13 protein-coding genes are annotated in these 12515 nt (G+C 57.3%); 12 read left to right on the top strand and 1 reads right to left on the bottom strand.

Annotation, left to right across the window (positions count from 1 at the left end; all coding sequences use genetic code 11):
* Nucleotides 1–165 precede the first annotated feature (165 nt).
* From ACNFIA_RS18005 to ACNFIA_RS17955, 11 genes are all read left to right on the top strand, one after another.
* A complete protein-coding gene (locus tag ACNFIA_RS18005) occupies nt 166–381 on the top strand; it encodes a hypothetical protein (RefSeq protein WP_416787275.1) in 216 nt (71 codons plus the stop codon).
* 2 nt (nt 382–383) lie between these two features.
* Nucleotides 384–2375, top strand: a complete 1992-nt coding sequence (locus tag ACNFIA_RS18000) for a hypothetical protein (protein ID WP_416787273.1) — start codon at nt 384–386, stop codon at nt 2373–2375.
* 114 nt (nt 2376–2489) lie between these two features.
* Complete coding sequence (locus tag ACNFIA_RS17995; protein ID WP_017519791.1) at nt 2490–2762, top strand: hypothetical protein; 273 nt, start codon at nt 2490–2492, stop codon at nt 2760–2762.
* A gap of 154 nt (nt 2763–2916) precedes the next feature.
* A complete protein-coding gene (locus ACNFIA_RS17990) occupies nt 2917–4182 on the top strand; it encodes a DUF3150 domain-containing protein (RefSeq protein ID WP_416787270.1) in 1266 nt (421 codons plus the stop codon).
* Nucleotides 4183–4257: 75 nt separating this feature from the next.
* Complete coding sequence (locus ACNFIA_RS17985; RefSeq protein WP_416787268.1) at nt 4258–5025, top strand: hypothetical protein; 768 nt, start codon at nt 4258–4260, stop codon at nt 5023–5025.
* Nucleotides 5026–5123: 98 nt separating this feature from the next.
* Nucleotides 5124–5726, top strand: coding sequence for a hypothetical protein (locus ACNFIA_RS17980; protein WP_416787266.1), 603 nt, complete (start codon nt 5124–5126; stop codon nt 5724–5726).
* 114 nt (nt 5727–5840) lie between these two features.
* Complete coding sequence (locus ACNFIA_RS17975; protein ID WP_017519787.1) at nt 5841–6215, top strand: hypothetical protein; 375 nt, start codon at nt 5841–5843, stop codon at nt 6213–6215.
* A 276-nt stretch (nt 6216–6491) separates the two neighbouring features.
* The gene (locus ACNFIA_RS17970; RefSeq protein WP_416787263.1) at nt 6492–7388 is read left to right on the top strand and encodes a hypothetical protein; all 897 of its coding nucleotides are present in this window, start codon (nt 6492–6494) and stop codon (nt 7386–7388) included.
* 49 nt (nt 7389–7437) lie between these two features.
* Entirely contained in the window at nt 7438–8127 is a 690-nt protein-coding gene (locus tag ACNFIA_RS17965; protein ID WP_416787262.1) for a hypothetical protein, read from the top strand.
* Nucleotides 8091–9488 carry a helicase HerA domain-containing protein gene (locus ACNFIA_RS17960; RefSeq protein WP_416787260.1) on the top strand — a complete coding sequence of 466 codons (1398 nt, stop codon included), beginning with the start codon at nt 8091–8093 and terminating at the stop codon, nt 9486–9488. Before ACNFIA_RS17965 ends, ACNFIA_RS17960 begins: the two co-directional genes overlap by 37 nt.
* A gap of 2 nt (nt 9489–9490) precedes the next feature.
* Nucleotides 9491–9964 (top strand): hypothetical protein, encoded by a 474-nt coding sequence (locus ACNFIA_RS17955; RefSeq protein WP_416787257.1) that lies wholly within the window; start codon nt 9491–9493, stop codon nt 9962–9964.
* Between the two features lie 41 nt (nt 9965–10005).
* Here ACNFIA_RS17955 and ACNFIA_RS17950 read toward each other — a convergent pair whose 3' ends face one another.
* Nucleotides 10006–11496 carry an HD domain-containing protein gene (locus ACNFIA_RS17950; protein WP_416787254.1) on the bottom strand — a complete coding sequence of 497 codons (1491 nt, stop codon included), beginning with the start codon at nt 11494–11496 and terminating at the stop codon, nt 10006–10008.
* A 134-nt stretch (nt 11497–11630) separates the two neighbouring features.
* Between ACNFIA_RS17950 and ACNFIA_RS17945 the strand changes: the two genes are divergently transcribed.
* The gene (locus ACNFIA_RS17945) at nt 11631–12509 is read left to right on the top strand and encodes a hypothetical protein (protein WP_416787251.1); all 879 of its coding nucleotides are present in this window, start codon (nt 11631–11633) and stop codon (nt 12507–12509) included.
* Nucleotides 12510–12515: the final 6 nt, after the last annotated feature.

The raw sequence follows: 12515 nt of genomic DNA, 5'->3' as shown, positions 1-12515 counted from the left end.
CAAGATGACTGCCCTTCGGGGTAGTCACCACCGCTCAGTGAGCTGGACCAAACATCCGGCTCACAAGCCGGGTGTTTGCTCGAGGTCATCGATCTCACACACACCCGGCTCCGCGCCCGGGTGTTTTTCAAATGCCCCGTGCGCGGCGGGAGCGAGGAAATACCCATGAACCTGTTCCAGAAAGCGATCAATGCAGCCAAAAACAAAGTCCTTATCAAGTACCACCGGGTTGCCGCCCGCTTGTACCTGAAACGGGCTGCTTACGTTGCAGACCAAGTGATCTACACCCGCTTCGAAGTACCCACTCAGGATCTCCGTGACCTGCGTGAGAAAGCCGAGGAGCACACCCAGAAAGCCTATGCGATCCGGAAGGGAGTCTGATCATGAGCAAGCTGCAGCGCGCCACACAGAAGTTCCAGGACGGTTGGATTTCGTTCCTCCGTGTACTGGCCAGAAACTCAGGGCTGAAATTCGTCGTTCGTCCAAATGAAGCACCAAGAACGGACGGAAAAACTATCTACCTGCCTGCTCTGCCGGCAAAGTTGACTGATGACGATCTCACCTTGTTCAAACGTACGGGCTATCACGAAGTAGGGCATTGCATGCACAGCAATGTCCCGTACTACCAGGAGTTCAATGCCGAGCATGGTCCGTTCGCGGGCATGCTGTTGAACGCGGTAGACGACGTGTACATGGAGTATGCGCAGACGGTTGCTTCACGCCGTTCTGAGCACTACTTCCGTCGTGGAGCGGCGATCATGATTGATCGTCAGATCTTCCGTGACGGTAGCCAAAGCCCCCAAGAAGCCTTCGCAAGCTACACCCTGTGCTTCCTACGCAGTCGCCGGTGGAGCGAGTACCTGCCAGCTGTAGAGCTGATCAGAGAAAACTTTGATGCTCACTTCGGTGAGCACGCCGATCAGATTCGCGAAAACCTGGAAACCATTCTGTTGGCTGAGTACCCGAACGTTCGCTCCACTGAGGACGCCGGGCTTCTCACCCTTCGGCTCATTGAGATGCTGAAGCAGCAGCGTGACCAGCAGGATGATCAACCCCAAGACGAGCCTGAAGACGAACAGTCGGAGGGAAACGAGGGGGAAGACCAGGACGCTCAACCTGATCCGGAAGGAGAAGGGGAGGGCGATGAGGAAGAAGATCAGAATCAAGGTGCTGGTCAAGGCCAGAGCCAAGATGACGATCAGGAACCTGACGACGGTAAATCCGGAAGTCAGGGTAGCAATGATGGCGATGCAGAAAACACGTCCGATGACTCCCAGGGCCAAGGCCAGGGGAAAACCGGTGTCGACCTGGCTGAACTGATTGAGCAAATGCTCAGCAGCGATGGCGGGGATGACTCCGAAGTCATGGACATGGGAAAAGTTCTCCAACAACTCGCGGCCAGCATTCAGAACGGGACCAACCCGGACTACAAGGATGCTGTTCCGGTCCCGGCCTTCGAGGTCGAGCCTGGTGACGTGGAGTTCAAGCCCTCACTTGGGGCAGGAAAGGTACAGGGCCTGGTTGAGGGGATGCTGGTTTGTCCTTCCAACAAGGACCGTGCTCGCGAACTGGCTGATGCACTCGACCGCAAGGTCAACGTGCTGGCCACGAAGCTGCAGGCCTACCTGTTGAACCGAGAGGAAGCGGACGTCTACTCGGCGCGCCGCGGAACACTCGGACAGTCGCACCTCTACCGTGCAGGAATGGGGGATGGTCGAATCTTTGAACGTAAAGAAGAGGCGATCCTTCCTACTGCCGCTGTTTCCGTACTCGGAGATCTGTCGAGCTCAACGAACTATGTTGACGAGGCACTACTCCAGGCCAAAGCCAAAGAGAAATCTGAGGCTCTTAAGGCCGGAGTGGAGATCGATGAGAAGCAGTTCGAGGTTCTCACTGTGGCCAAGTCCATCCAGCAGTCCATGCTGGTAATGGAAAAGGTGTTTGAACGTATCAACACGCCCCGTGAGTTTCTGGGGTTCGCTCCAAAAACTGGCCACCTCAATACCCTGGTGCGTACCTTCGGGGACTCGCACCTGACTGCGGTGGAACGTATCGGCGGGCTCGACAGCATTACCGGTGGGAATCACACCCCCATCGGCGAAGCTGTTTTCCAAGCTGCTCAACGCCTGGCTGCTCATCCGGCACAGAGGAAACTGATGTTCGTCCTCACCGATGGCGCACCCTCGTGTGTAGAACTTGCTGTCCAGCAGACCGCTTCTGCAGTCGAAGCTGGAATCAAGGTGGTGTACCTCCTCATCGGTGAGCACGTCCGTACGGACTGGCTGGTGAAGGAAGGTATCCCGTTCGCCCAAGCAGCAACCGCTGATGACGTTGGCCCAGCTCTGCTGGAGCAAGCCAAACAGCTGTTGATGTGACCATCGAAGCCGCCCTTCGGGGCGGTTCCTCTCACCGCTACGGCCGGTACCCATCCGGCTCCGCGCCCGGGTGTTCTCACGAATACCCCGTGCGCGGCGGGGGAGGGCAATTCAATGGAAACTCAAGTCAATGGGCAGTCAGTAGACAGCGTTCTTCACTTTCGCCGGGAATCCACTGGTGTTCGGCTTACCCAAGCTGAGCTCCAGGGATACATCGACGAGGTCGGGACGTTTGCACGCGACCTGCGATTTCGGGAGGAGGGCAACGCCCTCATCCTGAGCTTCGTCTGGATGCGTCAGACCCACTCCTACGTGCTGGACAAAACAGAGTACGGCTATTCCCAACGTACACCGCTGGGAGAGGGCACGATTCTGCGTCTGCTGTAACGCCCCTTCGGGGGCAAAACCTTGCTCAGTGAGCTGGACCAACCATCCGGCTCATGCCGGGTGGTTGCTCGAGGTCATTGATCTCAAACCACCCGGCTCCGCGCCCGGGTGTTCAAAACATTGCCCCGGTGCGCGGCGGGTGCGAGGAAATACCATGACTCAAGTAATCAACGCTGTAGGCGACAACAAAGTTGTAGTGATCAACCTCCTGGTTTCCGCCATGGCGGCCGACCGTCAGGTCGACTTCGATGTGCTGAACATCAAGGTTGAAGAGTTGCACGATGAGATCCGCAAACTGGTATCGGGGAAAATCTTTCCGAAGGAGTTCCTCCGTAACTACGCTCGTCTCCGTGAAAACGGCGAGACCATTCTGAAGCAAGACGCCTCTGTCCTGTGTCCCATTGGGGCCGTGATGAGCCGTAGCGAAGCGGTTATCAAGATTCGCCAGCTGAAAGAAATTGAGGAAGAGTGGGCTCAGCAACTCGCTGCAGATGAACCTGGCTATCAGGCAATGTGCGACAAGCATCTGCTCGATGAAAGCCAAAAGGCGATCAACAAAGGTGCCGACCCGATGCAGGTTAATCTGCTGGTGGAGCATCTGCGTAAGCGCCAACCGACCTGGGAAGAGGTAGCCGCACGGTTCAAATTCGCATTTGTAGTCACTCCGGTAACGATGGAGGACAACGAGTTCGATGCTGATCTGTACGAAGCCCAGCGCGACAGCGTTGTGGCTTTGCGGGAAGGGGTCTTGGGTGCAGTCATTCAGCATGTCTGCAAAGAATCCAAGGAAATTATGGAGACCCTGGAAACGAAGGAAGCTGGGAGCAACTCGGGCGAGGTGAAGGTTAACCCCCGCACCGTCCGTCGTGCTCAAGCGATGTGCGTGAAGCTGGATTCTCTGGCGTTCATTCACCCGCTGATTCGGCCCCTCCATGACGCCCTGAAAAGCGGACTGGACAAGGTGCCGACCACTGGCGTCCTCACCGGTGTGGAGTTCCAGAATCTGTGCGAATGCCTGAAATCCATGCGTGACCAGACCGTTGTCTGGGATCGCTTGAAGAAGGGCCAAGCGCTGGTACTGGTGACCACCGCCCCTGCGGCAAGCAACACCGCGCAGCAAGCTCTCGCGATCACCGGGGCATCCCCGGTTCAACCCCAACAAGTAACTTCGAACCAGCCTGCCTCGACCGCTCCGGCGGCCGCGGCAACTGTGCCGGCAGCTTCGGCTGTCAGCACTGTTCAGGCTGGTACTGCTGCTCCCGCAGCAGCTGTAGCTCAAACCACCTCGGCTCCGGTCGTAGTGGCTCAGGCTACTGACGAAGTGGAAGAAACCTCGGTCCCGGACGAGGTCGAGTCCACGCCTGTTGTGGAAGAGGAGTCGAAAGACTCCATGACGCAGAACTTCTCGCTGTTCCTCTAAGAACTACCTCCCTCCCACCCCTGACGGGCTCACCACACCCCGTCAGGGGAGTGGTGCGCCCTTATGGAGCGCACGATGCAAGCAAATCTCTTTGGCTACGCCGACCTGGTCGACACAAGCACACCAGAAATGGGTGCTCAGGTTGATCTGTTTGGCAACGCCATCAGCAATCCCACAGTTGAGAAACCCAAAGCAGTACGGAAGCCAACCACCAAGATAGTGATCGACAGGAAGGCCCTTTGGTCGACCTCCGGTTATCTGGCTGGGTTGAAGGAGCTGGACGAGGACGATGATGTGGCTGAGGTAACTACGACCTCTGACACTCGTTCGGACAACTCCACCATCGAGCGACTCGAGAAGGCACTAGGGATGTCGCCTGTCATCAAGGATGGCAAGTGGCAAACCGATGAGCTCGGATACGTGTATCGCCGCGTTGGAAAGCCCTTCACGGGGAAGCGTGTTTTAGGCAAACGGGGCTCCATGGTTTGGGAGCTCAATCGGAACTGCGTGCTGTCCTCTGCGAGGGAAGCACTGGAGCCGATGTTTACCGACCCCTGCTGCTGGTTGATCTCCAATTCCGTCTACGTGCTGTCGATTCGGCTGCGCATGATGGATGAGGACGAAGATCCGTTTGCATGCCTGCAGGCGTTTTTGCAGGTCATGACGCAACACGACTTCATCGATAACTCCCGCAAGGGGGAAACGATCCGCAACCTGACCCGAAGGGACCAGATGCGGGAGAAGCGTGCCGCGGCGCGGAAAACGAAGGAGGACAAACCGGTCTCCAAAGCGCTGATGCGCGACATGGAGAGCGACGACTTCACCTTTGACGACATTGAGTAACTCACTGTGAACAGACCCCAGCGCCGGCGGGGATCTGCAAATTCATTCAGCCACCTTCGAGTGTGCGAGCTGGGCCCGGCCCCCAGAGGAGATACACCATGACTCATGTACTGAAAGCCAACCTGAAATCCAAACTCACCCACTTTGCCGACTCGGTAGTTCTCACTGTGGCTGGTGCCATCTGGAAGCTGGTAAAGGTCTTTGACCCGCGCCCGATCCAGGAGCACTACGCTGCGCGCCCGCCGGTAAATGGGGTGATGTTCACCAACGTCTTCAGTCTCCCTGATGCAGACGTTGGGCAGTCGATTGTTCGGTTGGGCTGGCAGCACATCCAATCGGAGAACAAACCCTCGGGTATCGTCGGCCGTAAAAAGCTGGTGAAGGTGTTCAACCCGGCGAATGGTCACTTCGTGATCCTCTACGCCATGGGTGCAAATCAGGGCCGTCCGCTGAAGAAAGATTCGGTGGCCCTCGATTACGACGCCAAACTCGCTCTGGGCATCTCCAAGGAAGAAACCGTGGACCTGATCGTTGGCGAAGCCAACCTCGGTGACCGCGAATACTTCCACATGTACACCGACCACGACGCATCCAGTCGCAGCGCCCGCGCGCTCGGCTGGTACCTGTTCATGGCCGGTATCGGCTGGTCCATTGCTGCAACCGTCGAAGGACTGGTTACAGCGGTGCTCAACATGTTCTAAACCTGCAGTGACACCGCCTTTCCCTTTCGGGGAGGGCGGGCGTCACCTCCAAGCCTCCTCAATGAGGGCGTTTGGAGGTGGCGCCCGCCCTATTCCGAAATCGAGAGGTGAATCATGAACGGTGTATCGAACAGAGCCTTTGACCAGCTGAAATCCTTCAAAGGTCTCACTCTCGAGAGTCATTTCCCCCGAGGGGTTGAGGGCAATGTAGCCCGCCATACTGCGCCGAAGCTGATGTTTCCAGACTCCATGCCGCTTGAACTCGTTCGCGATCACATCGAGGGCTGGAATCAGAAGCTGCAGCAGCAGTTCCCTGGCATGGGCTACTACGCTTTCAGTCCTATGGATGAGATGGCAAACCCGGGGAACCACGTGCTGGTTCTCTTCGCCGATGACACCTTTTTCGAAGCCTTCATGGGCGGCGTCCAGAAGATTGACGTACTCACTTCACTGTGGGACTTCGACTCCAATGTTCAGCTGCTGCGGTAACTGCCGCGGCAGCACGACTCGGATAAGGGACGCGCGTGAACCTGGTCACGCTGAAGGGGGTTGCTCTGCAGCCCCCTGGCGCTCTCCCCGCAAGTTTTGACTGGAAGGCATCGCGCCTCCCGGTAATCTCTAGGGCATCGACTCAAGAAGCCCTGCCATGTCTGATCCAAGCCAAAACCACCCTCAATGCCAAACGACTCTGCGTGCCACCGGTACCCGCGGAGGGCTTCGGCTCGCCTACCAAATTTTCGGGCAAATTCTGGGAGGTCGCAGGCCATGCTGATCGACTTCAAGGGCATCCACGCGGAGCACTTGGTACCCAAGAGATTAGGGGGTGAGTTTCGGTTCACTCCAGCTAATCCGGGGATGCCTGCCAAAGGGAAGTACCTGGCGGCACACCAGGTGTTCAGCAACAACGGTTTGAACTGCGCGATTTACGTGCGCAATGACGTGAATACCGCAGGCATATGCACCGCAGTCCATACGGCACTGCGTCTGACTTTCACACACAAGAGTCGCGGGAAATATCTCCTCAACGACGACCCTGAGAAGCTGAGCCTTAACCTCGGACCAGGCGCTGTGCGGGAGCTATACAGGTGGCTCTCAGACGAGCAACCACGCTGCGAATACGAAGTAGTCCGGGCAGGATCGGCCCCCAAAACCCTCAAGGGTTTCACGCTATTGGACGGGCAGTTCAGCAAAATGATCAGTGCCTTGGAAAGCAGCCAGGACGGGACCGATTCGGTGGACATTCGAGTAGGGTTGTCCGATGACGATGTGCTCCATCTCCAGTTCTACTGCTTGGGCCTGATCAAGTTGCTGTACCCAACCTTCTCTGACGTGGCCATACAAGGCCTGCTGAGCAAGCATCCTGCGTCGGCGCCGTGCTCGCCACCGGACAGCCCGATTTCGCATGCTAAACCGCCAATCGCCCCCCAGTTGCCGCAGCCTTCACCTAAGCGGGATGTCGAGGATGCAGACCCGTCCGTTCGGGAGAGATGCCGCAGAGCGATTTTTGCGGTGGGAGTCCGCAGGTGGAAGGGATCACGTGATGTCATCGAGTTCATCCAGGACACCGCCAGCATCGAAGTGATGGACACGCTAATCCGCGAGGGAAATGCCGGCGATTTCTCTGGATGGGATCGGATAGCCTCGACCTACAATCGCTCCTGAGCATTGGCCATCCCAGCTGAAAAGGGCACTCCAGAACCACTATTGGGGTATGAGTGCCCATATCCCCAACTTCACACGTATCAAGCAGCACAACGCCGAGTACCCCCGCGAACTCTACGTCGCAAAGGAGGTGAATCGGCTGCTGACCGGTGTCGACTTCCCTGCGGAGCGTGTCTGGCTTGATCTTCGGTTCGATCCCTCGATCACGGACCCCACTTCATCCACTACCGACTTGATGATGATCAGCGGCGAAGCCCACGGCATCGCTGTAATGCGCATCCAGCCCCTTTATCTGCACCAGGACATGGAGACCATCGTCAACGAGGCGGTACCCCATGAGCTTGCGCACATCCTTCATGCCCTGGATGCCAAGCAGAAGGATGAGGAGATAGCGAAAGCACACGATGAGGATTGGCAGGAATGGCTGTTCACACTGGCCCCTGACGCGACCCCGTCGGCGAAGGTGAAAGGCAACTTCGACGAGAGGCCGGTCAAGCTCAGTAAGGGTGGCCTGGCGGTCGAGTGCGAGTGCGGTGGTGAAGATGGAATCGCTGTCATCGCTGACACCACTGGCAGCGCGCAAAAACTTCGAGATGAGGAGCTTGAGTGCACTTTGTGCAAGTTCCCGTACCACCGTCTTACTCCAGGCTCCGCGCTTCCCGAGCGGATAGCTGCGGACCTGAAATTCCTTGAGGGGATCAAATGTATCAAGCTGCACCATCCATCCCTACAGCGTTGAGTCAGGCCGTAGGCTCCCTCTCGCACTACGATCCAATCCGAATCGGGGCCGACAGCAAGGGCCAGAGCGTAGATTGGACGGTAGCTAAGTCCAGCAATTTCAATGTCCTGTTCGAGGGTGCGAGTGGTGCGGGTAAGTCTCACACCATTCAGAACCTGCTTGCGCGGGTCTATGAGCGGGGCATGACCTTCCACGTCCTGGACATCAAGGGTGACTTTTCTTACGAGAGCTTCGAGAAAGCCGGCCTCAGTCACTTGGTAAGGCCTGAGGACTTCAATGACATCACCTTCGACTACTTCGAAGGTGGTGGCTCTCTCAACCCCCTGCAGGTTCCGCGGACCAAGGAGGGTGGCGGTGTCCTCATGACCATCGAGGGTATGAAGCAGCTGGTGAAGGTGTTTGCTCCCAACACCGGTAAGCGGCAATTGGACTACCTCGAGGAGATCCTCACCGAGGTGTACAGGAAGGCTGGTATTTCCCAGGATGACATGGACTCCTGGGCCCGCACCTCACCGACTCTCGACCAGGTACTGGACGAGATCGACCTGGTCTTCAACTCGATCTCTGCCAGCATGGATTCGGGTTCCGTCTCGGACATCATGAAGGCATACGGCCAGGCGAAATCGAAAGCTGAGAAAGCCATCTTCAAGATGAAAGCCGAGGGAGACGATCTGACGGTTATTCAGCAGAAGGTGCTCGACATACGCCAGGACCTTGAAGACAAGCTCCATGAGTACGCGGTAAAGCACCTGAACTTTGAGGCTCTCCAGAACAAGGCTACAGGGAATGGCACCTTCTGGGAGTTCTGGTCCAAAGACTCGCTTTTCGGGCTTCGCAGCATCATCCAGGGGATGGTGAAGTCTCGCTTGTTCACGGGTAACCCGGCGCGATCGGCCGCGGGGAAGATCAACCGATACGTGATCACCGATATCTCCTCCGAGCATCAGCAGATCATCATGCGGATTGTGGCCAGCCGGGTATTCGCCATGGGCGTGATGGACACCCGCCGTACTGGCCTCTACAACCCTGAGTACCCCAGCCATATCCTCATCGCCGACGAAGGCAAACACGTCAAACAGATCTCGTCCTCGCCGCTGAGTCCAGTAAACCGGATTGCAACGGAAGGCCGTGGCTACGGTGTTGGGGTATGGGCAGGTGTCCAGCAGCCTGATCAGGTAACCCCCGACCTCCTGAAGAACGTGGCCACCTACTTCCTCTTGAAGACTCCCGAAACCACCTACGGCGAAGTCAGCCGCATGTTCGGCGTAAAACCCTCGCTCCTGAGGCAGCTGCAGAACCGACACAACGTGCTCTTCAGTGCCGGCGATGCATTCACGCTTGTCACCCACTTCAAGGAGTAGCGATGAAGACTCTCGCACTTGCCGCCTGCCTGGTGTTGGCGGGGTGCTCTGGGGGCAGATCGCTGCTCCCGGTCACCGAGACCGACCTGCAGGATCGAAGCCTAATCGTAGGGGCACAACAGGCAATTCAACGAGGGCAGTTCCAGGACGCTGAGAAGCTCCTGTCAAAGTTCGTGTACCGGACCCCGGAAGGGGATCTCAAAATGTCGCAATTGATGATGAACGGAAAGAGTCGCAAGATGGTGATCGACACGGTGGTGTCTCTGCTTTGGGAGACCGGCCGGGACCAGACACTTGCTCAGTTTGCGAAGGCGTATCTGAGCGGTGATGAATACCAGATCACCATGTGCCGACTCGCGGAACGGCAATCTCATTTCCCGGAAGCGTACGCCTGCTGGAACAAGATCGGGAATGAAGACCGCGCTGAGAGGACTATCCGTACCGAGGCCGCTCTGCGGATACTCGGCACAGAGTAGAGCGGCTCATCAAGTCAGATTTCGCATGCTAAATCGGGCGGTTAATCACCGCCCGATTCTGTTTCTGCCGCTCCATCTCTGGTCGGCCGACGAATGTGGATCTTGTAGGTCGACATCCCCCAGCGCTCTACGAGGCCAGGCACCAGTTCCTGGATCGTCTCTTTATCGAGCAGCACGCAGGCATTGAAGTTCACCACCCCAATCTTCACGTCAAAGAGCCCGGACGAGCTGTCATGCTGGTTGTAGCTATGGATCAGCAGCCCCATACCCTCAAGCGTTTCCAGCATCAGAGGAATCGCCGGATGAGTGAAGGTGCGAGTGTCCACACCCATCTGCAGTTGCCGGCTGAGTTCGACGGGTAGGTGAGCGCCGATTGCCTCGAGGATGCCAGACATCGGGATGATGACGAACTCCATTGCATCCTTGGTCCAACCCTCCGCATTCCCTGTCTCTCGGAAGTTGTTGATGTTGGCCTCAGCCAGGAGCTTCAGCAGAGCCTCCCTGATGAGCTCATCTGTCTGGTTGCTCTCTTTCGCAGCGCGAATTCCGTCCTGCTTCTCGGCTCGGATCACGAACCCGTCAGCCATACGAAGAGCCTGGATCAGCTTCTCAACGCGCGGCCCAGAGTGGACCGGCAACATGGCTGGGTGATGGTAGTACCGCAGGGCGAGCGTTAGGACGTTCTGATCCTCAGGAGAGAGTGCCCTGAACTCAGGAAGCTGCCTGACGATGTACGCGCTGTAAGTGTTGTGGTGCGTCGCGTCTTTGTTCTTCGCCCACTTACCGGGGGACTTCTCGGTGTAGGCCAGCAGCTTGTCCAGGTCATGGGCCAAGCCTGCCAGGTATGCCAGTGGCTCCTGAACTTGCTGGCGTTTCATGTAGGCGCGGACCTCTTTTGCGATCGCAAGAGAATGATCGCGCAGAGAAGCGTCAGCGTGATGGGCACCGACGCTGGCCGGTACCGTGTTATGGGCAGCTAGCAGTTCGTGGACGGCCAACTCAAGGTGTTCGATTGGCGTGGCCGGCGGACGGCTCAGAGCCACGCTTTTTCGGTTGCAACGGAAGAAGCGTTGATTGTAGGGGTCGGTATCGGTCACACCTTCAATCTCTTCCCCGGTGCGAGGGTCTTTGTTGCCCCGCAACAGGATCATCATGGTGGAACCTGGGATCGCGCACTCGTATTCGTTGGGGTCCTGCTGTTGCACCTCTGTAGGAGCCACGTTCCGAGGCCGGAAGTATTGAGCTCCAGCGAGCCTGGCGATGGTGTAGACCATTGCAGCAGCGAAGATGCAGTGAAGAACCTCTACGAGAACCGCAACCAGTGTGCCTTGAAAGCCGCCGGCGCCGATGATCGCGATGACAACATGAGGCTTGAACATGAACAGGTGCGGCGAGAGCGCCTCAGCCTGGAAATCGAGGGCCTTATGTGAGGATTCGAGGTAGATCGTGTACCCCAGAATCACCACGGCAAGCATGACAATCAAAGCAACGATCCCGGATGAGGCTTTGACCTTCGGAGTAGTAGCAGACATGTCGATCTCGACGTTTTGAACACGAGGTCACGATGCGGGTTTTAAAAAAGATTTTCCAACCAAACCCATAGGCCAGGATTTGGAGCACTGCCTTCCCACTATTGAGGTAACAGAAGCCTCTACGGGACTCCGCAGTGAAAAAACCGATTCTCATCCTGGGCATCAGCCTCTTGAGCCAGGGCTCTTTCGCTTCCGCCTACGATGACTCGCATCTCGCGCGGAGCGAAAACCTTTCACCGTTTGATCGGACCTACGAAGCCGGCCGGGCCCAGCAGGTCATGCAGCCTATCGACTACAAACGCACGACAGAAGTGCCGGCGGCGAAGCTGGACCTTTCCATCGACAACCCGGTTGCTTCAATCGAAGAAACCGAGACCGAGCGTCAGTACCGTAAGACCCTGGAGGACCTGGAAAGCAATCGCCAGGCGCTGACCGCGGCGCGCGGAGAGGCGGAGCGTAACCTGATCGCAGCCCAACAAACGGCGATCGAGGCTGCCGCCAAGCGCAAGCAAGACCTGCTGGCGCAGGAGGCTGAGATTCGCAAAGCACTGGATCTGAACAGGGCAGCGCAGGCGAAGGCTGATCAGGTCCAAGTCGCACAGCTCACTGACATCGAGCAGATCCGTCATGAGAGCAAACAGCTCCTGATGATGGCCGAGAACAACGCGGAGATGATCGAAACCGCTGCGCGCAAGCGGGTCACCTTAGAACGTGTTGATCCCACCGTTGTGATCAATGAGCCGGTCGAAGCCGAATACCAGGGGGCAACCCTGAAGGAAATCGTCGAAGGGATGATGCCGGTTGGCTGGCGAGTGAAGACCGCGTTCTACAACAAGCCTGAACTAGAGACCCGGCGTTACGAGTTCATCTCAACTGATGCCCGCGACATCGCCCTGCGGAAGCTCACCGCATCGGTGCGCGATGCTCGTGTTCGCTACCAGTATTTCTGGGATCTAAAGGACGAGCAGGGCAACCCGTCGCCCATGATCCTTCTCACTGATCGCCCGAACTAAGGCAAC

Origin of the sequence: Pseudomonas sp. NY15437 (genome assembly GCF_048068435.1) — a bacterium.
GTDB lineage: Bacteria > Pseudomonadota > Gammaproteobacteria > Pseudomonadales > Pseudomonadaceae > Pseudomonas > Pseudomonas nitroreducens_B.
This window is presented reverse-complemented; position numbering and strand designations above follow the sequence as displayed.